Annotated in this window: 25 protein-coding genes; 5 read left to right on the top strand and 20 right to left on the bottom strand. The window is 62.3% G+C overall.

The window, feature by feature from the left end; genetic code table 11:
• Positions 1-307: 307 nt before the first annotated feature.
• Together praB and BFQ03_RS11295 are read left to right on the top strand one after the other, a co-directional pair.
• A complete protein-coding gene (gene praB, locus BFQ03_RS28985) occupies positions 308-817 on the top strand; it encodes an alkane oxidation protein activator PraB (RefSeq protein WP_082445623.1) in 510 nt (169 codons plus the stop codon).
• Positions 818-917: 100 nt separating this feature from the next.
• On the top strand, positions 918-2,360 hold the full coding sequence (locus tag BFQ03_RS11295) for an outer membrane protein transport protein (protein WP_065943105.1): 1,443 nt from the start codon (positions 918-920) through the stop codon (positions 2,358-2,360).
• Between the two features lie 44 nt (positions 2,361-2,404).
• Here BFQ03_RS11295 and BFQ03_RS11290 read toward each other — a convergent pair whose 3' ends face one another.
• The 11 genes from BFQ03_RS11290 to nirS form a co-directional block, all read right to left on the bottom strand.
• Positions 2,405-3,865 (bottom strand): cytochrome D1 domain-containing protein, encoded by a 1,461-nt coding sequence (locus BFQ03_RS11290; RefSeq protein ID WP_065943104.1) that lies wholly within the window; start codon positions 3,863-3,865, stop codon positions 2,405-2,407.
• The gene (gene cobA / locus BFQ03_RS11285) at positions 3,862-4,695 is read right to left on the bottom strand and encodes a uroporphyrinogen-III C-methyltransferase (protein ID WP_032861305.1); all 834 of its coding nucleotides are present in this window, start codon (positions 4,693-4,695) and stop codon (positions 3,862-3,864) included. Before cobA ends, BFQ03_RS11290 begins: the two co-directional genes overlap by 4 nt.
• A 67-nt stretch (positions 4,696-4,762) precedes the next feature.
• Positions 4,763-5,941 (bottom strand): heme d1 biosynthesis radical SAM protein NirJ, encoded by a 1,179-nt coding sequence (nirJ, locus tag BFQ03_RS11280; protein ID WP_065943103.1) that lies wholly within the window; start codon positions 5,939-5,941, stop codon positions 4,763-4,765.
• A 96-nt stretch (positions 5,942-6,037) separates the two neighbouring features.
• Entirely contained in the window at positions 6,038-6,571 is a 534-nt protein-coding gene (locus BFQ03_RS11275) for a siroheme decarboxylase subunit beta (RefSeq protein ID WP_065943102.1), read from the bottom strand.
• A complete protein-coding gene (locus BFQ03_RS11270; RefSeq protein WP_032861299.1) occupies positions 6,546-6,989 on the bottom strand; it encodes an Lrp/AsnC family transcriptional regulator in 444 nt (147 codons plus the stop codon). Before BFQ03_RS11270 ends, BFQ03_RS11275 begins: the two co-directional genes overlap by 26 nt.
• Complete coding sequence (locus BFQ03_RS11265; RefSeq protein ID WP_065943101.1) at positions 6,982-7,497, bottom strand: siroheme decarboxylase subunit beta; 516 nt, start codon at positions 7,495-7,497, stop codon at positions 6,982-6,984. The genes BFQ03_RS11270 and BFQ03_RS11265 overlap by 8 nt, the downstream gene beginning before the upstream one ends.
• Complete coding sequence (locus BFQ03_RS11260; RefSeq protein ID WP_032861297.1) at positions 7,494-7,952, bottom strand: Lrp/AsnC family transcriptional regulator; 459 nt, start codon at positions 7,950-7,952, stop codon at positions 7,494-7,496. The genes BFQ03_RS11265 and BFQ03_RS11260 overlap by 4 nt, the downstream gene beginning before the upstream one ends.
• A gap of 1 nt (position 7,953) precedes the next feature.
• Entirely contained in the window at positions 7,954-9,126 is a 1,173-nt protein-coding gene (locus BFQ03_RS11255; protein WP_032861295.1) for a cytochrome D1 domain-containing protein, read from the bottom strand.
• Positions 9,123-9,449 carry a c-type cytochrome gene (locus BFQ03_RS11250; RefSeq protein ID WP_029291245.1) on the bottom strand — a complete coding sequence of 109 codons (327 nt, stop codon included), beginning with the start codon at positions 9,447-9,449 and terminating at the stop codon, positions 9,123-9,125. The genes BFQ03_RS11255 and BFQ03_RS11250 overlap by 4 nt, the downstream gene beginning before the upstream one ends.
• A gap of 16 nt (positions 9,450-9,465) precedes the next feature.
• Positions 9,466-9,780 (bottom strand): c-type cytochrome, encoded by a 315-nt coding sequence (locus BFQ03_RS11245; RefSeq protein ID WP_032861294.1) that lies wholly within the window; start codon positions 9,778-9,780, stop codon positions 9,466-9,468.
• Between the two features lie 24 nt (positions 9,781-9,804).
• Positions 9,805-11,373: a nitrite reductase gene (nirS, locus tag BFQ03_RS11240; protein ID WP_223820038.1), complete on the bottom strand. Its 1,569-nt coding sequence runs from the start codon at positions 11,371-11,373 to the stop codon at positions 9,805-9,807.
• A gap of 303 nt (positions 11,374-11,676) precedes the next feature.
• Here nirS and BFQ03_RS11230 point away from each other — a divergent pair, with 303 nt between their 5' ends.
• The 3 genes from BFQ03_RS11230 to BFQ03_RS11220 are packed head-to-tail and all read left to right on the top strand — an operon-like array spanning position 11,677 to position 13,221.
• Positions 11,677-12,453 carry a CbbQ/NirQ/NorQ/GpvN family protein gene (locus BFQ03_RS11230; protein WP_065943098.1) on the top strand — a complete coding sequence of 259 codons (777 nt, stop codon included), beginning with the start codon at positions 11,677-11,679 and terminating at the stop codon, positions 12,451-12,453.
• Positions 12,437-13,003 carry a cytochrome c oxidase subunit 3 gene (locus tag BFQ03_RS11225; RefSeq protein WP_032861291.1) on the top strand — a complete coding sequence of 189 codons (567 nt, stop codon included), beginning with the start codon at positions 12,437-12,439 and terminating at the stop codon, positions 13,001-13,003. Before BFQ03_RS11230 ends, BFQ03_RS11225 begins: the two co-directional genes overlap by 17 nt.
• 20 nt (positions 13,004-13,023) lie before the next feature.
• Entirely contained in the window at positions 13,024-13,221 is a 198-nt protein-coding gene (locus tag BFQ03_RS11220; protein WP_275656696.1) for a cytochrome C oxidase subunit IV family protein, read from the top strand.
• An 89-nt stretch (positions 13,222-13,310) separates the two neighbouring features.
• Here the strand turns inward: BFQ03_RS11220 and BFQ03_RS11215 are convergent, their stop codons facing one another.
• The 9 genes from BFQ03_RS11215 to BFQ03_RS11175 form a co-directional block, all read right to left on the bottom strand.
• Positions 13,311-14,633: a carbohydrate porin gene (locus BFQ03_RS11215; protein WP_065943097.1), complete on the bottom strand. Its 1,323-nt coding sequence runs from the start codon at positions 14,631-14,633 to the stop codon at positions 13,311-13,313.
• Positions 14,634-14,758: 125 nt separating this feature from the next.
• On the bottom strand, positions 14,759-15,529 hold the full coding sequence (locus tag BFQ03_RS11210; RefSeq protein WP_065943096.1) for an L-rhamnose 1-dehydrogenase Lra1: 771 nt from the start codon (positions 15,527-15,529) through the stop codon (positions 14,759-14,761).
• Positions 15,530-15,676: 147 nt separating this feature from the next.
• The gene (rhaT, locus tag BFQ03_RS11205) at positions 15,677-16,735 is read right to left on the bottom strand and encodes an L-rhamnose/proton symporter RhaT (RefSeq protein ID WP_032861287.1); all 1,059 of its coding nucleotides are present in this window, start codon (positions 16,733-16,735) and stop codon (positions 15,677-15,679) included.
• 43 nt (positions 16,736-16,778) lie between these two features.
• The gene (gene rhaM / locus BFQ03_RS11200) at positions 16,779-17,099 is read right to left on the bottom strand and encodes an L-rhamnose mutarotase (protein ID WP_174553283.1); all 321 of its coding nucleotides are present in this window, start codon (positions 17,097-17,099) and stop codon (positions 16,779-16,781) included.
• Positions 17,099-17,983: an amidohydrolase family protein gene (locus tag BFQ03_RS11195; protein WP_065943095.1), complete on the bottom strand. Its 885-nt coding sequence runs from the start codon at positions 17,981-17,983 to the stop codon at positions 17,099-17,101. The genes rhaM and BFQ03_RS11195 overlap by 1 nt, the downstream gene beginning before the upstream one ends.
• 68 nt (positions 17,984-18,051) lie before the next feature.
• Positions 18,052-19,485, bottom strand: a complete 1,434-nt coding sequence (gene aldA / locus BFQ03_RS11190) for an aldehyde dehydrogenase (RefSeq protein ID WP_065943094.1) — start codon at positions 19,483-19,485, stop codon at positions 18,052-18,054.
• 10 nt (positions 19,486-19,495) lie between these two features.
• Positions 19,496-20,296: an aldolase/citrate lyase family protein gene (locus BFQ03_RS11185; RefSeq protein ID WP_032861283.1), complete on the bottom strand. Its 801-nt coding sequence runs from the start codon at positions 20,294-20,296 to the stop codon at positions 19,496-19,498.
• An 11-nt stretch (positions 20,297-20,307) separates the two neighbouring features.
• Positions 20,308-21,492: an L-rhamnonate dehydratase gene (rhmD, locus tag BFQ03_RS11180; RefSeq protein ID WP_032861282.1), complete on the bottom strand. Its 1,185-nt coding sequence runs from the start codon at positions 21,490-21,492 to the stop codon at positions 20,308-20,310.
• Between the two features lie 16 nt (positions 21,493-21,508).
• Positions 21,509-22,804 carry an MFS transporter gene (locus BFQ03_RS11175; protein WP_032861281.1) on the bottom strand — a complete coding sequence of 432 codons (1,296 nt, stop codon included), beginning with the start codon at positions 22,802-22,804 and terminating at the stop codon, positions 21,509-21,511.
• Between the last annotated feature and the right edge of the window lies 1 nt (position 22,805).

The following is a 22,805-nucleotide window of genomic DNA, read 5'->3' as shown; positions in this document are numbered from 1 at the left end:
TCTTCAGTCAATGCCAACCCAGTAGGAAGCCCGGAAATATTAGGCGGGCTGCGTTATCAGTATCACCTGGCTTGATCTAAATGTTGTAGGGAGTTCGGAGTCTATGTGGCTCGCAGACCTTTATTGCCTGAGATTTGTCTGTTCGGACTTTTGTAAGTTCAATAAGTCTATCGGGTAAATAGGCGGGTTAATGCGGTTAATTGAGTTGATATTTGGCTTGAGAGGGAGGTGTCGCAACTTTGTTGTGAACTTCTGTTGAAGGCCATTGCCCTGGCGAAATAGTTCGCCATACATGTGAGGAAAAATAATGAAAAGTTTGAAAGCCCTCGTTTGTGTAAGTTCATTTGCTCTGTTGTTCGGTGCGGCTTCCATGGCCAGCGCCGTGTCGATTACCCCGGAAGGTCCGTTTACCACTGAGGCAGGCACCATTGTTGTAACGTCGCCATCTTCGGCTGGGGTTCCCATTACCTGTGGCATCACTTTCGGCGGCAATGTCTCCGCAGGCGTAGCCACCATCACTTCGGCAACACTTACCGGCGGTGGCCTGTGTAATTTGCCGAAGCTGAAAAACGTTCCGGCTCCGGGGTGGGTGCTGACTGCGACCAGCTTTAACGCGAGCACCGGAATCGGCAACGGTACCGTGTCAAATGTGGGCTGGACGGTGGCTTTCCCACCCTCCAACTGCGGCGCGGGTACCGTCAGTGGCGAGTGGAACCAGGCGACTCGCACCCTGACCGGTAAAAACCAGCCGCTGTCCGGCAACTGTGCCGTCCAATCCCTGACCGTCAAAGTACCGAACCTGAGCGTGGTGCCTTGAGCTGTCCCGCTCCCTAGTGCAAAGGGCTGATCACCCATGAAAGACAGGTGCCTCACTAGAGGTACCTGTTGGGCTGGGTAACAATGAGACGGAGTGGAGCATGCGACACAACAAGCAGCAGGCCCTGGCATTCCTTGCCCTGGCGGTGTTGGGTGGGCTGACGGTCGTGGCCTGCCCAGTCCAGGCCGGCGGGTTCATGACGCCGACCGCCAATACCGCAGGCTGGGGCCGGGCGTTCGGTGGTGGTTCGATGTTCAAGAACGATCCGTCGGCGGCCTTCAACAACCCGGCGGCCATGGCCTTTATCGACAAGAGCGTTTCGCAGTTCACCCTCAACTACGCCAATATCGACATCAAGTACAAAGGTGCTGCGTATGACTACGCAGGCAATCCCGCGTCCAGTACGGTCCTCGATCCAGACACCGGCCTCCCTACCTCGACACCCCGCACGGGTGGCGGTGGTCAGGGCGGGTTTGAGGCATGGGCACCAACGGGCTTCATGGTTACGCCGATCAACGATCGCTTGGCCTTCGGCCTGAGCCAGGTGGTGCCCATGGGCGCCCGCACGACATGGGATGAGGACTGGAAAGGCCGTGACTTTGCGGTAGACACTAAAGTTGAAACCGTGGGCCTGACCGGCTCGCTGTCGTTCAAAGTCAATGATCAGTTTTCCATTGGTGGTGGTGTCATTGTGCAGCACACCAAAGGCTTCGTGAGCCAGAACGTTGACCTGTATGCCGCCGCCGCACAGTCGCCGGACCTGGGCTACATTCCATTTCCCGCAGGCCAGGGTTTGGCCTTGATGCGGGTCAAGGTCGACAACACCTCCCTGGGCTGGTTTGCCGGCATGGCCTGGAAACCGACGTTGCAAGACACCTTCGGCCTGAACTACCACGCCAAAATCAACAACAAGCTGGAGGGTAAATACAATATCCACGCCGATACACTTTCCAGAGACCTGATGACCACCCCGGTGTTCGATGGCAAGACCCTGGTCGAACTGGCCTACCCCGACCTGCACCTGTATCCCGGCGGTGCAAATGCCTCGGCGCAGATGGATATCCCGGCCAATGCGTCCCTGGACTGGGTACACCAGTTCTCTGATCGCTTGACCCTGGGCCTGAGTGCTACGTGGACCCAATGGTCATCGTTCAAGGCGCTGACCTTGAAGTCGGATGGCAGCACCCTGGTATCGATTCCCTATAACTACAAGAACACCTGGATGTACTCCCTCGGCGGTGACTACAAACTCACGGATGACTTGACCGTGCGCACGGGGGTGGCCTTTGACCAGACGCCAACCCCCAACTCCACCCGTGACCCGCGGATCCCGGATGGTGATCGGGTATTTGCGTCCCTGGGCTTTGGCTACAACATCCGGGCGATTCCAGGCTTGAGTATCGACGGCGCCTATTCGCGACAGTTTGTGGAAACCGTCAAGCTCAAGACCAAGAACATTGATCGTCTTGGCGCAGCATCGCTGGAGGGTAAAACCGAGATCAAGGGAGAAGTGATCAGTCTGGGTGCGACCTACGCCTTCTGATTGATCCCTGCATTGATGAGATCCCCTGTGGGAGCGGGCTTGCATCAATGCGAAGTCCCCTCCGCAAACTCGATCTTATTCCCCACGTTGTATTTACCCGAAGGCTTGTTCATAGGAATGCGCTTGACCTCCTGCAACGTCTGGCTGTCATAGACGATCAACGCACCTTCGCGATCCCAAATGCTCAACAGCAGATAGCGCCCATCCCGGGTGAACTCCACGTGCGCCGCCGTTTTGCCCGGCATGGGCCGCAGCGTATGGGCGATCTCCAGGGTCTGCTTGTCGATCAAGTGGATCGCGTCATTGTCCGGGCCAAAAAACACATCACTCCACACATAGCGCGAGTTGCTGTGGCTGCGCATAAAGAACCCCGGCCCGAGGGTAGGGATCTGTTTGATCAGCTTCCAGGTCTTGAGGTCGAGTACCGAAATTTGCCCCTTGCTGATATTCGGCGTGGCAAACACCCACTGCCCGTTGCGTTGCCAGTAAGTCCCCGAACCCAGGTGGGGCATGCCCGCCAGCGCGATGTTGGTGACCACCTGCCCGGAATCGAGGTCGATCACTTGCCCGCCGCCGGCCTTGCGCGAGGTGGCGAGCAGTTGGCGGTAGTCGGGGGAAAAGGAAAAGTCATCCAGCACATCCTGGGCCTGGATGCGCCGGGGCTCGAAGTTCGGGAGGGCTGGCGCGTAGGACAACTCCCAGACCTCATTCACATCCTTGAGGGCGACGATAAAACTCTGGCGCGGCGGCGCCGTATACACCGCGCTGACCCGCGAGCCCGTAGGCAGGGTCTTGACCAGCGACAGGTCGCGCGCATCCAGCACCACCAGGTTGCCCGGCAGGTAATTGCCCACCAGCACCCAGCGCCCGTCCTTGCTCACCGCCAGGTTGCGGGTATTGAGGCCGGCGCGGATCTCGGCGATCAGCTTGAGGTTGTGCAGGTCGTACAGGCTGATCCAGCCGTCGCGCGAAGCAAAGTACACAAAGCGCCCGTCCGGGGAAAACTTCGGCCCGCCGTGTACGGCAAAGTGCGAGGCAAAGCGATCGAGCACTTCAAAGCGATCACCGTCGAGAATGTCGATGTGATGGTCGCCGGACTCCACCACCACAAACAGGTTCAGCGGGTCGGCACGATGTTGTGGGGTGCTGGGCAGTTGACTGAGGTCGGCTAACTGGCGGTGGCTGCTGCGCATATCCTGCTCGTTCCAGGTCGCGGGCGTGGCGGGCGGCTGTTGCAGGAAACTCACCAGGCCGTCGATCTGTTGCGCTGTCAGCAGCGGAGCGAATGCGGCCATCTGGCTGGCCGGGCGGCCTTGTTCGATCACCTGGCGAATCTCGGCCGGCTTGATCCGCCCCAGGCTCTCGGGCAACAACGCCGGGCCGCTGCTGCCGACCCGGTTGACGCCGTGACAGCTTTGGCAATGCTGCTGGTAATCGGCGGCGGCATCCGGTGCGCCGTGGGCCGCGCTGGCCCACAACAGCGGCAGCAACCACAGGCGTTTCATACCGCCACCCTGGACACTGACAAGTGACCGGGGGCGAGGCTGGCGGGGTAGTGCAGGGCCGCATCGGCAAACAGATCGACCACATGCCCGATCACCGTCAAGGTCGGCACACCGGGCTCGCACATCAAGGCCAGGGCGGGCAGCAGGCGCAGGGTGCCGCGATGCACCTGCTGGTCGGTGCGGGCGCCATTGCAGATCAACGCCGCCGGGGTGTCTGCGGGTAGGCCGGCATCGATCAGGCGTTCGGCGATCATCGCCAGGTTCGACAGGCCCATGTAGAACACCAGGGTCTGGCTGCTGTCGGCGAGGCTGTCCCACGGCAACTTCAATTCGCCGTCGCGCTGCAAATGCCCGGTGACGAAGCGACACGAGTTGACCAGGTCACGGTGGGTCAGCGGGATACCCGCATAGGCACTGCAGCCGGAGGCCGCCGTGATGCCCGGTACCACCTGGCACGACACACCTTGCGCCAGCAGGTATTCCAGCTCTTCGGCACCGCGGCCAAAGACGAATGGATCGCCGCCTTTGAGCCGCACCACCCGCTGCCCCTGTTGGGCCAGTGCAGCCAGCAACTCGTTGATCTGATCCTGAGGCAGGCTGTGATAACCGCTGGCCTTGCCCACGTAATGCCGGGCACAGGTCAGTGGGATCAGGGTCAGCAATTCAGCGCTGATCAGGCGGTCGAACACCACGGCATCGGCCTGCATCAGCAGGCTCCAGGCGCGCAGGGTCAATAGTCGTGGGTCACCGGGGCCGGCGCCAACCAAGGCGACTTCGCCGGGGTGGAAAGGGCTGTGCAGCACCGAGGGTAACGCGTGGGATGAGTGCATGAGACTTCCTTGGTTCATCATCAGGTTGGCGGCCCCCGGTTGTTTCACCAGGTGACCGGCCGGTGGTTCAGCGTGCCGAGCAAGGAATCAAAGTGGGCGGCGAATGGGCGATTTCTGCGTCGCTGAGGTAACAACCGGGGTCCGGGCCCCAGAGGTCGCCGCCGGCCCAGGCGCGGGTGCGCGTGTTGCCGTTGCAGATGCCCAGCCAGTGGCACTCGGTGCAACGGCCACCGATCTCGCGTGGGTGTTGGCGCAGGCGCAGTAGCAGTGGATCGGGGCGCTCTAGCCAGATTTCGCGAAACGAGGTGCGGCGCACATTGCCCACCGAGTGTTGCCACCAGTACGTGTCCGGGTGTACTTCGCCGGTGTTGTCGATATTGGCGATACCGCTGCCCGAGGCATTGCCGCCCCAGGCATGCAGCAGGTGTTCGAGTTGCGGGTAGTGTTCCGGCAAGTGCTGGTGCACCCATTGCAGCAACAACACGGCGTCGGCGTCGTTGTTGCCGCTGACAAAATCGCTGGGTACGCCGTTCTGGATGTCGCTCCAGGCCTGCTGGAAAATCATCAGCATGGCGTCGCGGCTCATCTGCTGATGGGCGTCCAGTTGCCGGCTGCGCTTGCCGCGTCCGCTGTAGTTGAGGTGTGAGAGGTAGAACTTCTGCACATCGTATTCACGCATTAAAGCCAGCAGTTGCGGTAGCTGTGCATGGTTTTCCTGGGTCAGGGTGGTGCGCAGGCCCACGCGGATCCCTGCCTGGCGGCACAGGCTGATAGCATGCATCGAGCGCTCGAAACTGCCCTCGCTCTGGCGGAAGGCATCGTGGGTCGCCTTCAAGCCATCGATACTGATGCCCACATAGTCAAAACGTGCGGCGGCGATCTGCTGGATATTGCCTTCATCAATCAGCGTGCCATTGCTCGACAGCGCCACGAAAAAGCCCTTGGCGCGGGCATAGGCGCTGAGTTGGAACAGGTCTTCGCGCAGCAGTGGCTCGCCGCCCGAGAGGATCAACACCTTGACCCCGGCCTCGTGCAGATCATCAATCACCTTCAGCGCTGCCTCGGTGTCCAGTTCATCGCGGAACACACTGTCGGCGCTGGTGGCATAGCAGTGCTTGCAGGTCAGGTTGCAGCGGCGCAGCAGGTTCCAGATCACCACCGGCGCGCGCGGGCTGCCCGGTTTGGCGCTGCGCGGTGGTGGGCATTGGCCGGCCAGGGTGCGCAGGTAATGACTGATCCTAAGCATAAGATGTTCCTTGTTGTAGGAGCGAGCTTGTCTCTGGGCGGCGTTCCGACGAAAAACGCCCCGGCGACACGTTCATCCAGGATGCCCGCGTTATCGTTAACGATCTTCGCTGGCAAGCCAGCTCCTACAGGAGCGAGGAGGGGCCAAGCGCAGGCCGGTTTTTTTCAGGATGCGACTGCTCACCAGCATCTCGTCCGCCCGGCTGGCATCGCCCAGCAAGAAACGCAGGTGTTCACGGTAACTGTCGATTTCTTCACGACTGCGGCCATGCACCATGGCGAACAGGTTGTAGGGCCAATCCCCGCGCCGGGGCCGGCGATAGCAGTGGCTGACAAATGGCTGGGCGCCGATCAGCTCACCCAGGCGCGGCATCTGTTCATCGCACACATCCCACACGGTCATGCCGTTGTGGCGGTAGCCCAGGCGATAGTGATTGGGCACGGCGGCGATCCGGCGGATCGCGCCTTCGCCCTGTAAGCGCTTGAGCAGGTCGAGGGTGGATTCGACGCTGATGCCCAGTTGTTCGGCGAGCCAGGTCCAGGGATCTTCAACCAGGGGCAGGCCGGCCTCGGTCAAATGAATCAAGCGCTGGGCCAGGGTCTCGTCAAACCGGGAAGTACAGACCGACATGGTAGGTTTGCTCCTTGGGCAGGTTAAGCACCTCAAGCCCGGTAATGGTGTGGATATGCGACAGGGTCTGGTCGAGGTCCTCGCCGGTAGCGCAGGCCAGGACAAACCACATGTTCCAGTGATGCTCGCGTCGGTAGTTGTGGGCCACTTGCGGCAGATCGTTGAGTTGCGCTGCCACTTGTTCAAAGCGTGATTCGGGCACTGCCAGGGCGGCCAGGGTGAACGCGCCGCCCAGGCGCTCGATATCGAACATCGGCCCGAAGCGCGTGAGCACGCCGTCTTCGAGCAGCAGGTGCAGGCGGTCGAGCAGCTCGTCGGGCGTGCTGTGCAGCTCGCCAGCCACCGCCTGCCATGGGTGACGCACCAGAGGCAGGCCGCGTTGCAGGCGGTTGATCAACTGCCGGTCGAGTTCATCCATGGGCCCATACCTGTGACGGCGGCGGCGCAAAACGTCCGCCGCATTGCTTGAACATGCGTGTGCTGAATAGCAGGTGGTGGGGCAGGTCGCTGAGCAGATGCTGCTCCAGCAGCGCCTGGATCTGCGCCTGTACCGCTTCGCGCTCACGGGCGTGGACCATGCAGAACAGGTTGTAGCGCCAGTGCGGCAGGCGCCGTGGCCGCTGATAGCAGAGCGTGATCCCCGGTGCGCGGCCCAGGCGCTGGCCGACTTCATCGATCAGTGCGTCGGGCACATCCAGCACCAGCATCGCATTGGCGACAAAACCCAGGGCGCGGTGGTTGAGCACCAGGCCCACGCGGCGAAACAGGCCTTGCTCCTGCCACTGTTGCATCTGTTGCAACACCTGCAGGTGATGGGCGCCGATCTGCTCTGCGAGGTTTTCATAGGGGCGCGAAACGAGCGGCAGCCCGCGCTCCAGGCACTGGCGCAGGTCGAGCAATTGTTCATGGTTCAGCGGGGCGATCACGGATGGACTCCCAGGGCAAAACCCAGGTCAATGCGGTAAGCGGTGAGCATCGGCAGGTCCAGGGGGATCAGGCCGGTGTCCTTCTCCAACTCGTCGAGAATCTGTTCCAGATGGCGACGATTGGGCCCGGTCAGCACAAACCACAGGTTGTAGTGATGCTCGCGGGCGTAGTTGTGATTGACCTCGGGGTAGCGGCTGATGCGCGCCGCCACCTGCTCCAGACGTTCGGCGGGCACCGCCAGGGCGGCGAGGGTACTGGCGCCGGCACGGCAGTGATCGAACACCGGTCCGATCCGCGACAGCGCCCCCGCCAGTTCCAGGCGTTGCAGGCAGGCCATCAGCTCGCGCTCGCTGCAACCCAGGTCTTGCGCCATTTCCACATAAGGCTCGGCGCACAGTGGCATGCCGTGTTGATAGCGGTCGATCAGGCGTGCGGTCAGTTCATCAAGTTCCATCTCAGTACCCCATTTTTTGTGCGCGGTTGCTGAAGAAGATGCCGCTGGGGCTGTCGGCCGGCAGGGTCTTGAGCAAGGTCAGGCGATAAGGGTCCCAGACCTGCACCTGCTGGCCGTCGCGAACCGACAACCACAGCTGCTCACCGCGCCCTGTGAATTCCATGTGCAGCACACCGGGGCCGGGGCGCAGGTCGGCGACCACCCGGTGGGTTTCACTGTCGAGTACCTGCACCCGGTCGTTGTCCGGGTAGGCAAAGTTGACCCACAACTGGCGCCCGTCAGGCCGTGCGGTGACAAAAATCGGTTGGCCGGCCACGGTGATGGCAGCGGTCTGTTGCCAGGTGCGCGCGTCCATCACCAGCACCTGGTGGCGGCCCACGGCGGGCACGAAGGCCTGGTTGTCAGCCACGGCCCAGCCTTCCAGGTGCGGCATCTTGTACACCGGCAGTTTTTCCTGGCCGCGCCCGTAGTCGGCGAGCACGCGCTTGACCCCATGCTCGGGGTGCCACAGGTCGAGCTGGGCCATGCCATCCTCGCCAAACAGACCGGCCATGTAGTAGCGGCCATCGGCAGTGATCAAGGCGTCATAGGGCTGGCGGCCAATGCCGGTGAAGCGGGTGATGGCCGGGGTATTGCCCTGGCTGAAATCAGCGCTCCAGATCTCGTCGGTATCGAACAGGCTGAACACAAAGCGCTGCCCCGGCGCATCCACCAGTCCCACCACCCGCGAGCGCTTGCCATTGGCCAGGGGCGTGGCCGGGATGTCCGCCACTTGGCGCAGGGTCACGGCGTCGAACACCTTGACCCCGCCGGGCTGGTAGTTGGACACGGCAATCAAGCGCCCATCCTGGCTGATCGCACCGCCGATGCTATTGCCGCCCTGGATCAGGCGTTTGTCGATGCGCTGGGTCAGCAGGTCAACCTTGGTCAGCCCGCCGTCACGGCCAAACAGGTAGGCGTAGCGCTGGTCGCGGGAAAACACCGCCGAGGCATGGGACAAGTCACCCAGTCCCTCGACCCGGCCCAGCCGGGCCTGATGGCTGCTGTCGATAATCAGCAGGCTGCCGGTGGCACGTTCCACCACCAGGCCCAGGTCGCCGGTACCCCGTAACGGTGGTTGGGCACAAGCCGTGAGCAACAGGCTGGCAATACAGGCAAGCAGGGGACGGATCATGGCGCAGGGGTTCCTTGCAGGAGGCGGTCCACCAGCCAGGCAATCTCGCCGGCATTGAGCAATGGCGCCCAGCCAGGCATCGCCAGGGCAGGGCGGCCATACGTCACGGTGGCAATCAGGGTGTCGCGGGTCTGCCCGGCCAGGGCTTGCGGGGTCAGCGCCGGTCCCAGGCCGCCGGTCAGGTGCAGGCCGTGGCAGGCCCCGCAGTCCTGGGTCAGCAGGTGTTCCAGCTGGACCTGGCGTGCAGGCGCCGGTGCTCCATGCACCGGCGCAGGAATGAGGAAAAGCAGCGCCATGGCCGAACCGATCATCGAGACTTGCATGGCGTGCTCCTTGTGCTTATTTGAGGCTCAACACCCATTGGGCGAGGGTCAGGGCTTGTGCATCGGTGACTTGGTTTGGAGGCATCGGGATCGGTCCCCAGTTACCCTGGGTGCCGTTCTTGATGTGGTCGGCCAGAGTCTTGTCTGCGTCCTTGACCCCGGCGTTCTTCGCTGCGACTTCCTTGAGCGCCGGCCCCACCATCTTGCTGTCGATGGTGTGGCAGGCGGCGCAGGGTTTGCTCTTGAACAGCGCCGCGCCGTCGTCGGCGATTGCGCTGGACAGGCTCAATGCCGAGCCCAGGGCGATCAGTGCGAGCAGGATATTTTTCATTCGGTTGCCTCTTGTTGATGAAGCTCAATAAATGTCGAATTGGGTGTTGTAGACATTGAACTTGCCGGTCGGGGTAATCAGGCGCTTGTCCTTGATCACGTTCTTGAGCTTGAGGGTCTTGTCATCGACCACCACCAGCGCGGATTCCTCTTCCTGGCCGTTCCACACCGAGAACCACACTTCATCGCCGGCCTTGTTGTATTCCGGCTGCACCACGCGTAGGGCGCCTTGCTTGATGCCCGACCACTGGGCAATCGGCAGCACGGTGTAGCCGGCGTCGAGCTTGTCGATGTTGAACACGGCTACCGACTGGCTGAGCTTGGTGTCGGGGTTGAGGGTGGTGTCGACGTACAGGTGCCGCGAGTTGGGGTGGGTCTTGATAAACAGCGAGCCACCGCCCTGGCCGTTGAGCGATTCCACTTGCTTCCAGGCGTACTGCGGATGCTTGACCGGGTCGGTGCCAATCACCGAAATACCGCCGTCACCCAAGTGACTGGTGGCCCACACCGGACCGTATTGCGGGTGTACAAAGTTGGCGCCACGGCCGGGGTGCGGGGTTTTGCCCACATCCACCAAGGCGGTGAGCTTGCGCTCCTTGGAGTCGATTACCGCGACCTTGTTGGAGTTGTTCGCCGCCGTCATGAAATAACGGTGGGTGCTGTCCCAGCCACCGTCATGCAGGAACGGTGCGGCGTCGATGGTGGTGATGGTGAGGTTCTTGATGTCCTGGTAGTTGACCAGCATGACCTTGCCGGTTTCCTTGACGTTGACGATGAACTCTGGCCATTCGTGGGAAGCAATGATCGCCGCCACACGCGGCTCCGGGTGGTACTCCTGCTTGTCCACGGTCATGCCACGGGTGGACACGATCTGCTTGGGCTCCAGGGTTTCGCCGTCCATGATGGTGAACTGCGGCGGCCAGTAGGAACCGGCGATCGCGTACTTGTCTTCATAGCCCTTGAACTTGGAGGTCTCGACCGAGCGGGCTTCGATGCCCACCTTGATCTCGGCGACTTTGGTCGGCTCGACGGGCCACAGGTCAATCATGTCGATCTTGGCGTCACGGCCGATCACCAGCAGGTAGCGGCCCGAAGCGGAAATCCGCGAGATATGCACGGCGTAGCCGGTGTCGATGAGCTTGACGATTTTCTTGCTGTCGCCGTCGATCAGGGCGATTTTGCCGTCGTCACGCAGGGTGACGGAGAACAGGTTTTCCAGGTTGAGCGTGTTCAGTTGCTTCTTCGGACGGTCTTCGGGCTTGACCAGTACCTTCCAGGTCTTGAGGGTCTCGGCCATGCCCCATTCCGGCGGCGTTGGCGCAGTGTGCTGGATGAAGGTCGCCATGCTGGTGATCTGCGCCTTGGTCAGCGCATTGGAGGTGCCCCAGTTTGGCATGCCGGCGGGGGAGCCATAGGTGATCAAGGCCTCCAGATACGCCTGGCCCCGGGCCTGGGTGATGTCCGGGGTCAGCGGCTTGCCGGTGGCGCCCTTGCGCAACACACCGTGGCAACCGGCACAGCGCTCAAAGTAGATCTGCTTCGAGGCATCGAACTCGGCTTGGCTCAAGTCGGGCGCGCCGGGGCTCTTGACCATGGCTGTAGCCGGTGCGGGTGCAGCCGCGAAGGCCTGGGTTGAGAGGGCCAGGGCCAGCGCGCAGCTGAGCCTGGCCAGCGTCAGTACGAAGGGTGTTTTGTTGCGAGTCAGCATTCCATTATCTCCTCAGGCAAGACCTTTGCGATCCGGGTAGAGCGCAGGTTCTTAGTGCCAGCAGAGACTATGTCGGGGTGGGTGAATGACCGCTTGACGGCGATCAAGTTTGCCTTGAGTACGGCTTGCCAGGTTGTCGCAGGTCCCCGTAGCGTGGCGGTCAAACCCGCTGTCCATGCAAGGTGTGCCATGACTGAACCCTTCTACCAAGCCGTCAACAACGAACACGAGTTGTTCGAAAACGCCTGGCGCCACCGCATGCCGGTGCTGATCAAGGGCCCCACCGGTTGCGGCAAGACCCGTTTCGTCCAGCACATGGCCCACCGTCTGCAATTGCCGCTGTACACCGTGGCCTGCCACGACGACCTCAGCGCCGCCGACCTGATTGGCCGCCACCTGATCGGCGCCCAGGGCACCTGGTGGCAGGATGGCCCGTTGACCCGGGCGGTGCGTGAAGGGGGCATTTGCTACCTGGATGAAGTGGTCGAGGCACGGCAGGACACTGCCGTGGTCCTGCACCCGGTGGCCGATGACCGTCGCGAGTTGTTCCTGGAGCGCACCGGCGAAGTCCTCAAGGCGCCGCCGTCGTTCATGTTGGTGGTGTCCTACAACCCCGGTTACCAGAACCTGCTCAAGGGCATGAAACCCAGCACCCGCCAGCGTTTTGTGGCGATGCGCTTTGGTTATCCATCAACAGTGGAAGAAGAGCGCATCGTCGCCCGCGAAGCCCAGGTGGATAGCGCTTTGGCGGCCCAGGTGGTGCGTCTGGGGCAAGCCTTGCGCCGGCTTGACCAGCATGACCTGGAAGAAGTGGCATCCACCCGCTTGCTGATCTTCACCGCCCGTCTGATTGCCGCCGGCATGCCCCCGCGCGAAGCCTGCATGGCTTGCCTGGCAGAAGCGCTGAGCGATGACCCGCAAACCGTCGCGGCCCTGATGGACGTGGTCGATGTTCATTTCAGTTGAGCGGCGCCTACCGGGTGACCTGGCGATGTGGTTCTTTATCCTCGCCGAACTCTCGGTGTTTGCGATTCTGATCCTTGCCTTTGCTGTGACCCAGGCGCTACGACCCGAGGCCTTTGCCGAGGGCCGCGCACAGCTGGACACCTCCACTGGCCTGGCGATGACCTTGAGCCTGCTGACCGCAGGACTGCTGGCGGCGTTGGCGCAGCAACAGGTACTTGCCGGCCGCTCGCGGTGGGCGGCCGGGTTGTTAGTGCTGGGGTTGTTGGTGGCGCTTGTCTATGTGTGGATCAAACTCAGCGAGTACGGACACCTGGCCGCTGCCGGGCTGGGCCTGGAGCACAGCACGTTCTTTACCTTGTACTGGATTTTGACCGGATTTCATTTTTTGCATGTGCTGTTGGGCATGCTGATTCTGGCGTGGCTGGCGTTGCGCTGCTGGCAGCGGGCCTATGGTCCGGGGCGTCAGTCGGGGTTTGAGTCCGGGGCGTTGTATTGGCATATGGTGGATCTGGTGTGGGTGGTGCTGTTTCCGTTGGTGTACGTGTTGTGAGGCTGCTGGCGTGCTGGGTCGTGCTGCTACTGCTGAGTGTGGGCACCGTCATGTCCGGCGCTGCGGGATGGTGGTGGGTGGTGGTGTTGGCAGCGGTGGCCAAGGCCTGGGTGATTGCCGATGGGTTTATGGAACTGCGGCACGCGCCCTGGGGATGGCGTGCGGCGATGTTGGCGTGGCCGGTGGTGTTGGTGGGAACGATTGTGGCAATGCGTTGATGGTCCGAATTCCCCCAACCTGGAGAGGCCTGCCAGCGGAGCGCAAAATGCTTGAGCACCGCTGGCCGGGCACCACGTTCTGAGCGGGCTCAGAAGTCCGCAATAAACTGCACGCCGCCCACCACTGCACCACTGGTTTGAGTTAGGCCACCGGGGTATTTCACGTATTGCAGGTTGGGCCGCACCATCAGCCATTTTGTGGCCTGTACGCCGTAGTTGATCTCGTAGCTGTATTCGCGCCGTTGCTCAGGTACATACAGCGGATCATCCATGCCAGCCACACCATTGCGCGCGTTTAGCGCCTGGGTGTTGTCGGTGTAGCGGTCGCTGACCTGCAACTTCGATGCACCGATGCCAAAGGTGTCATCCGGCCGTACGTCAAAGGGCCCCCGGTAGATCACGCCCACTTGGATCAGGCTCTTGATCACGCTCTTGTCTGGATCGTTCATGGTCAGGTTGGCAAACACGTTAAGCCCACGTTTGTTGTTGCCATCGACCGTGGTCAGTTGCTGTTGGCCCGACAACCACCAGCCGGCATTGCTCGAATACATCCGGTAGGGTTTCTGGCTGCTGGCCGCGTAGTTGCCGTCGGCGTCCTTGAGCATGTCCTTGGTGTCGGCATTGGCGTAGTAGTAACCGGCGTGGTACTCCGAACTCAGTCCGCCGATCCGTCCCTTCCAGATGGCTTCGATGGGGAAACTGGTGCCTTGGGAGCCACTGATAAACGGCTTGAAGCCATTGCTCGCCTCGGCGTTTCCAGGATTTTTGTCATAGGCCCCCACCTGCATTGCGAACTCATCGGTGAACTGATACTTGGCGCGCACCGCCCACTGGCTGATGGGGAAACTGTTCCACACGCCATTCCAGTTGCCCTCCTGGGAGCCGCACAGGGTGACGTTCTGGAACTCGCAAGGGAACTGGTCAAAGTCTTCACCATGGCCGAAGCGCCCCAGTTTCACGGCCAGCTTGCGCTCGAAGAACTTCTGCTCGTACCAGAACTGCGACAGGCGCCAGGCATTGCCGCCGCCGAACACTTCCATGGTAGACGTCAGGCCGGTGGCGTCGGGGTGATGCACGCGGTCGTTGGTGATGTCTTTGCCATGGCGTTCGCCGATACCGATGCGAAAGCTCGCATCCTGCCAGCCCCAGAGTTTTTGCAGGTCCATGGTTACGCCGAGGATCAACTGATCGCTCCAGCGGGCGGTCATATGGGAGTCGTAGCCGCCGCCGAGGTTGGAGCCCACTTCGCCGACGTATTTGAGGGTGAAGTCATAGCCTTGCTCGGCAAGTTGCGGGCGTAGGCCGTTCCAGTCGCCGAGCATGGCGGGGGAGTTGGGGGCGAGCAGGCCGGCGCTCAGGGTGCAGGTGGAAACCGTGCAGCACAGCAGGGCCAGGGGGAGGTTGATGCGCATGGGTGCTCCTTGGGTCTTATTGTTTTTATCAGGGGTAAAACACAAATTTCAGGCACACAGAGACCCCTTGTGGGAGCGAGCAAGCCCGCTCCCACACTGGATCAGTGGCGTGTGGGCGGGCGGAGTTACTGCAAGTTGACGAACAACCCGCCGTCCACCAGCAACGACGCGCCGGTTACATAGCGCGCCATGTCCGAGGCCAGGAACACGATCGGCTCGGCGACGTCGTCCGGTTCGCCCAAACGGCCCAGGGGTGTGCGCGAGGTCATGTAGGCGAGTTTTTCCTCGTCAGCCAGGTCTTCCTTGTTGATGTCGGTGGCGATGGTCCCCGGCAATACCGAGTTGCAGCGAATGCCATACGGCCCGAGGGCGATGGCGCAGGACTGCATCAACGAATGCAGGCCGGCCTTGGTCGGCGTGTAGTGGGTCTGCATGCCGCCGCCCACCAGGGCGCTGATGGAACTGACGGCAATGATTGCACCGCCACGGCCCTGGTTCTTCATCTGGTTGGCGGCTGCCTGCACGGCGAAGTACGCGCCATTGAGGTTGGTATTGACCGTCTTCAGGTACACCTCGCGCGGCATGTCGAGGAACGAGTGGAACGGGCAGATACCGGCGTTATTGACGAACACATCGACACTGCCAAAGGCCTTGACCGCAGCGGCCACCAACGTGTCGCCGGTGTCCGGGTCGGCGGCATCGCCACCCACTTCAATGGCCTGGCCGCCGAAGGCGCGGATCTCTTCGATCAACGACAGAGCGGCTTGGGTGCCTTGCTCGCTGGCGCTATGGCCGATCACCACGCGGGCGCCCTGGCGCGCACATTCGCGGGCGGCGGCGCGGCCGATGCCACGGGAGGCGCCGGTGATGATCACGGTTTTATCTGCTAGCAACATGGGAAATCTCCTGAAAAAAATGTAACGCTGTTGTAGGAGCGAGCTTGCTCGCGAAAAACGTCAACGATAACGCGGGCTTAGCGGCTAAACGCGGCGCCCTCAGGTTCTTCGCGAGCAAGCTCGCTCCTACCAAAAAGCATTGCGGCCTCAGCCGAGGTAATTACCGTAGCCAACCATCGCGATGGCGCCGAGGATCACCGCGATCCCGGCCATCAGCACGCCTTTGTTGGCCGCGCTGGTGCCGTGCCATTCGCGCAAATACAGGCCCCAGCAATTGGACACAATGATGATGAAGGACATGTGCAGCACCCACGAACTGGCGTCGTTCTGCAGGCGGCTTTCGCCCATGCCGTAGAAGAAAAATTGTAGGAACCACAGGGTCCCGGCGCACGCCACCAGCAGGTAATTGCGCAACAGCGGGGTGCTGCGGTCGGTGTAGTTATGGAACGTGCGGTTGCGCCAGTTCAGCCACAGGCACCAGATACCGTTGGTGGTCAGGCCGCCCCACATGATCACCATGAACGTCACGTTGTTCTGGAACAGGCTGTTGGCGCCATGTTCCACCGCTGCTGCGGCCAGTGGGCGCCCGGCGGAAATGCCGTAGCTGAAGCACGCGCTCAACACCCCGGAAATCACCGCCACTAGCATGCCCTTGCCCAGGGCAAACTCGCTGACGCTGGCGAACTTCACTGCCTGGGACACTTCCCGTTCCTTGATCAACCCGGCCTTGCCGCACACCGCAATACCGATCAGCGACACCGCCACACCCCACAGCACCCAGTGCCCGCCTTGTGAAGCAAGCATCGAAGTCAGGGTGCCCTCTGTCTCGTGGGTGAACAGGTCGCGGTACAAGGCTGGCATCAAGGCGCCAAGGGCCGAGGTCAGGCCCATGATCAGCGACATACCCAGGGACAGCCCCAGGTAGCGCATGGTCAGGCCGAACGTCAGCCCGCCAATACCCCACAGCACACCGAACAGATAGGTCCAGAGCAGGGTGCTGGTGTCGGCGTTGCGCAGGATCTCGATCCAGCCGGGCACGGTCAGTTGCGCGGCAATCAACGGTACGATCAACCATGACACCAGGCCGCCGGTGATCCAGTAGCTTTCCCAGGCCCAGCCACCGACCTTTTTGTAGGGGATGTAGAAACTGCCGGAGGCGAAGCCACCGATGAAATGCAGAATCACACCGAGGAGAATGATTTCCACGTGTTCGAATCCTTTTTATTGTTGTGGTGAAGGGGCCAATGGCTCAGTCGGGCGTGAGGCTGAACATCGGTTCAAGATCCACGCTGACCGGCGAGTTATCCGGGTGGCTGGGCATGATGTCTTGCATGTACTGCCACCAGCGTTGCATCAGCGCGGTGCCGGGCAGGGCATCCAGGCCATGCTTGTCTGTATGGGTCAACACCGCGAACAGCGCATGGGTGGACTCGTCGAGGAAGATCCGATAGTCCAGCACGCCGGCATCGCGCAGGGCCTGGGCCAGTTCCGGCCAGATCTGTGCATGGCGCCGGCGGTACTCGGCGGCCATGCCGGGGTTGAGGTTCATGCGAAAGGCACGGGTCGGCATCAGAGGCCTCCAGGGGGCAGTGTCGGGCTGTAGATGCGCACGGCGTTATGCAGGAAGAATTTGTCCTGGACGGCCTGTGGCTGATCAGCCATGCAGCGTTTGACCAGGCCCAGGGTGGCGGCGAAATCGGCGAGGTGATCGCTGTTGGGCCAGTCGCTGCCAAAGAAGCAGCGGTCTTCGCCAAAGGCCTCCCACAGCACGGCCAGGCGGTCGTTGTAGAACGCGGTGTCGACGATCAAACCGGCAGGTCCGTGCTGTGGGATTTCTGCCAGCTTGGCGAACACATTGGGCCGTTCAGCCAGGCGCAACAGGTCGGCGTGGTAGGCCGCTTCCAGGCCCGCAGGGACCTGGGCGTTGGGCAGGTGATCGACAATGATGCGCAACTCGGGCAGGGCATCGCTCAGGTGCAGCAGGCCCTTGACCAACCGTGGGTCGGGGTTGGCGCTGTCCAGGCAGCGGCCGCAATCGGCGAGCTGGCGCAGGCCGTCGATAAACCCGGGGCGCGTTTGGTCCTCCAGCAAATCACGCTGCCACAGGTTGCCGTAGCGCAGCCCAAGGAACAGCGGTTCGTAGGCGAGCGCTGCAAGGTCGACGGCAAACTGCGGGTGCAACGGGTCGAGATTGCCGACAAAACCGAGCATGCGCGCATCGCTGCGCAGGGTTTCCAGCAACCAATGGTTGTCGTCGCGCCAGGGGCTGGCTTCCACGGCAATCGCGCCGATCACCTGGTGTTCGGCTGCCAGTGCCCAGTAATCCTGGGGTAAATGCGCGGCATACAGGCGGTTGCCCGGTTCGGGCCACGGGATGCCCTGGGGGCGGCGTGGGTCGAACAGGTGCAGGTGGCTGTCGATGATCGGTCCGTTGTAGAGGTTGGCAATGCTCATTGCGCAATCCTTGTTGGCAGGGTTGTTGTAAGGGGCGGCACTCGCGTGCCAGCGCCCGTTGCACCACTTCAGCCCTGCAGGTACACCACGTGGGTATGGGTGTACTCGTACAGGCCGTGCTTGCCATCGGCACCGCCGATTCCGGACTTGCGCACGCCGGCATGGAAGCCCTGCATCGCCTCGAAGTTCTCGCGGTTGACGTAGGTTTCGCCAAAGTCCAGCTCGCGCACCGCATGCATGGCCTTGCTCAGGTCGCGGGTATAGATCGAGGAGGTCAGGCCATAGTCGCAGTCGTTGGCCAGGGCGATGGCTTCGTCGAGGTCGTCGATAATCTGGATTGGCAGCACCGGGCCGAAAATTTCTTCGCGCATGATATCCATGTCGGCGCGACCACCGGCCAATACCGTGGGCTGGAAGTGAAAGCCTGCGCCGAGGTCGGCAATCTGCCCGCCCGTGACCAGGGTTGCGCCCTGGGCGAGGGCGGTGCGCACCTTGCGGTTGACGCTGTCCAGGCCCTGGCGGTTGACCAGCGGGCCCATCTCTACATCGGCCTGGGCCAGTGGGTCGCCGTAGCGGGTGGCGGCCATCGCCGCGCTGATGCGCTCGATAAACTGGTCGGCGACGCTGCGTTGCACATACACCCGCTCGGCGCAGTTGCACACCTGGCCGCTGTTGATGATCCGCGAATCACGGATGGCCTTGACCGCCAGTGTTAGGTCGGCATCGGCCAGGACAATCGCCGGCGCCTTGCCGCCCAGTTCCAGGTTGAGCTTGGTGATATTTGGTGCCGCCGCGGTCATGATCCGCGAGCCGGTCGCGACACTGCCGGTGAAGCTGATCATGTCCACGCCCTTGTGGGCGGTGAGGGCCGCGCCGACCTGGCCGTCGCCGCAGACCACGTTGAACACCCCGGCCGGCAGGTCGGTCTCGGCCACCAGGCGGGCGAATTCAAAGCAGTTGTTCGGCGTTTCTTCGCTGGGCTTGATCACGATGGTGTTGCCGGTCAACAGCGCCGGGGCCATCTTGCGTGCGATGAGGAAGAACGGGAAATTCCACGGCAGGATCCCCGCCACTACGCCCAGGGGCTTGCGGAACAGGAAGATGTTTTCGTTGGGCCGGTCGCTGGTGATGATTTCGCCTTCAATGCGGCGCGCCCATTCGGCCATGTAGTCGAGGTAGTCGGCGGTGAAGTTGACTTCAACCTCAGCCAGGCTGCTGATCTTGCCCTGTTCCAGGGTAATGGTGCGGGCCAGGTGGGCGACGTTTTCCCGCAGTTTGGCGGCGATCCGGCGCAAGTGCCCGGCGCGCTCGATGGCCGGCTTGCGTGCCCAGCCCTGTTGCGCGGCACGGGCGGCGGCCAGGGCCTGGTCGACATCCTCGGCGGTGGCGGCCGGCACCTTGGACAGCAGCGCACCGGTGGCCGGGTTGAACACGTCGATATGGGCGCTGCTTGGGGTGAAGCGGCCGTTGATAAAGTTCTGGTAAACCGGAACGGATGACATGGCAGGCTCCTCAGTAAGTGCGCGACGGCGCTTTCGCGTCGGCGGCAGGGCGGTAGCGGGCGAGGGTGCTCAGGGCGCTCTGGCGCAGCAGGCTGATATCAATCGCCACTGCAATGAAGCGGCAGCCCCAGGCCTGGTAGCGGCGTGCATCCTCTTCATTGGGCGCGAGGATGCCGCAAGCCTTACCCGCCGCGAGGGTGGCGTTGACCGCGTGCTGGATACGCTCCTGCACTTCGGGGTGGCTGGGGTTGCCCGCATGGCCGAGGCCGATGGACAGGTCGGCGGGGCCGATAAAGACCGCGTCCACCCCTTCGACGGCAGCGATGGCCTCGACGTTGTCCACACCCAGGCGCGACTCCACCTGCACGATCAGGCACAGCTCTTGATGGGCCGTATTGAGATAGTTGTCCACGCCATCCCAGCGCGTGGCGCGGGTCAGGCCGCCACCCACGCCACGGATGCCATGGGGTGGATAACGCATGGCGCGCACCAGGGCCTGGGCCTGCTCGGCGGTTTCGACCATGGGGATCATCAGGGTCTGCGCGCCGATATCCAGCAGTTGCTTGATCAGGTTGGCATCGCCGTTGACCGCGCGTACCACGGGCGCGGTGCTATAGGGCGCTACCGCCTGCAATTGGTTGAGCACACTGGGCACGGTATTGGGTGCGTGCTCGCCGTCGATCAACATCCAGTCGTAACCGGTGCTGGCGACGATTTCCGCAGCGTAGCCGGTGGCGAAGCCGGCCCAGATCCCGTATTGGCTGGCGCCCTGGCGCAGGCCGGCCTTGAACGCGTTATGAGGCATTTGCATGGCGAGACTCCTTAGCGGTTATACGGACGATGCAGTTGGCAATCGGGGTTCAGGTCCACGCCGAAGCCTGGCTTGTCCAGCACTGACAGGCGCATGCGACCATTGACCGGTACCGGCTCGCCCAGCAGTTGCGGGTGGAACATCGGCACCACTTCGTCGGCCTTGGGCGCCATCATCAGGAATTCGGCAAACGGGCTGTTCTGCCGGGTGGCGACGAAGTGGTAGCTGTAGACCGAGGAGCCATGTGGCACCACCATGGCGTTGTGCGCATCGGCCAGGGCGGAGATTTTCACCAGTTCGGTCAAGCCGCCGCACCAGCCGACATCCGGCTGGATAATGTCGCAGCAGCCCATTTCCAGGAGCATACGGAAACCCCAGCGAGTGGCTTCGTGTTCGCCGGTGGTGACCAGCATGCCTTTGGGTACGTTGTTGCGCAGGGCTGCGTAACCCCAGTAATCATCGGGGGACAGTGCTTCTTCAATCCATTTCAAGCCGTGTTCATGGGCGCCAATCGCCAGTTTGGTGGCGTAGTTGAGGTCCAGGCTCATCCAGCAGTCGAGCATCAGCCAGAAGTCCGGGCCGACCCGTTCACGCATGGTCGCCAGCTCTTCAAGGTTCTTGCGCAATCCTTCTTCACCTTCGGCGGGGCCGTGGTGCAGGGGCATCTTGCCGCCGATAAAACCCATCTTCTGCGCCAGGTCCGGGCGCGCGCCGGTGGCGTAGAACTGCAATTCATCGCGCACCGCACCGCCGAGCAATTGGTGCACCGGTTCCTGGCGGATCTTGCCGAGCAGGTCCCACAGCGCCAGGTCCACCCCGGAAATGGTGTTGATCACCAAACCCTTGCGCCCGTAATACAGGGTGGACTGGTACATCTGGTCCCAGATCTTCTCGATATCGGTGACTCGTGCACCTTCAAGGAAGCGCGCCAAGTGTTTCTCGACGATATAGGCAGCAGGCTCGCCTCCGGTGGTGACGGCAAAACCGACGGTGCCGTCGCTGGCTTCAATCTCTACCACCAGGGTGCCGAGCACATTGATCCCGAAGCTGCGGCGGCTCTGGCGGTACTCGGGGTATTTGCTCATGGGCGTGGAAATATGGTCGTCGATCCAGTGGCCGTCGGGCTGGTCGTGATAATCCGCGCCGCCGCCACGCAAGACAAAAGCGCGCACGTGTTTGATGGTGATGTTGCCCATGGTGTAACTCCTGGAGTTAAACAGTGGCCGGCGTGTTCGACGCTTTTTGGCCGGGAGAATGGATACCCAGCACCAGCAACGCAGCCAGTACCGTGGTGGCGGACAGCAGGTACAGGCCGGCTGCCGGGGAGTGGAAGGCGTTTTCCGCCCAGTTTTTCAGGACCGGCGCGATAAACCCGCCGAGTGCGCCAAAGGAGTTGATCAAGGCGATGCCGGCCGCCGCCGCGCTGCCCGCCAGGTAGCTGGAGGGAAAGGTCCAGAACACTGGCTGCACGGCGATGAAACCGGAGGCGGCGAAGCACAGGGCGAGCATGCCCAGCCACGGGTTGGCGAAGGTGACCGAGCAGGCGATGCCGGCGGCGGCCATCAACAGGGTCAAGGAAGCAGTGCGCCGGCGCTCGCCGCTGCGGTCGGAATAACCGGGGATCCACCACGCGGCGAACAGCGCGCACACCCAGGGAATCGCCGAGACCAGCCCGACCATCAGCCCGACCTTGGTGCCGAGCAGGCCACCGACCTGGGTTGGCAGGTAAAACACCACGCCGTAGACACTGGCCTGGATCAGCAGGTAGACCAGGCACAGATACAGCACCGACGGCTGGCACAGCACGCTGAGCAGGCTGCGGCCATGGGAGCCTTTGTGCTGGTCTTCGGCATCGAGCAGGTCCTGGATCTGGCGGCGCTCTTCAACGCTCAGCCACTTGGCGTCGGCGGGGCGATTGTCCAGGTACCAATAAGCCCAGATGCCCACCGCCGAAGCCATCAGGCCTTCCACGGCGAACAGCCATTGCCAGCCATGCAGGCCGACGAAGCCGTCCATTTCCAGGAGCAGGCCAGACAGCGGGCTACCGAAAATAAAGGCCAGGGGGGCGCCAAAGTAGAAGAATCCCATGGCCTTGCCACGCGCGGCCTGGGGAAACCAATAGGTGAGGTAAAGAATCACGCCGGGGAAGAACCCGGCTTCGGCCACGCCCAGCAGAAAGCGCAGGATGTAGAAGCTGGTTTCGTTGTGGGCAAACACCATTGCCGCTGAAACCAGGCCCCAACTGACCATGATCCGGCACATCCACAGACGGGCGCCGACGCGATGCAAGATCAGGTTGCTTGGCACTTCCAGCAACGCATAGCCGACGAAAAACACCCCGGCGCCAAAGGCGAAGGCGGCATCGCTCAGGCCAGTGTCGGCCTGGAAGGCTTGTTTGGCGAACCCGACGTTGGCGCGGTCGAGGAAGGCCATGATGTACATCAGCAGCAGGAAGGGCAGCAGTCGCCAGGAAATCTTGGCGAGCAGGGGCGCGGGCAGTGTGGTCATC

The sequence above is a fragment of the Pseudomonas sp. 25 R 14 genome, assembly GCF_900004755.1.
In the GTDB taxonomy this organism is placed as follows: Bacteria; Pseudomonadota; Gammaproteobacteria; order Pseudomonadales; family Pseudomonadaceae; genus Aquipseudomonas; species Aquipseudomonas brenneri.
This window is presented reverse-complemented; position numbering and strand designations above follow the sequence as displayed.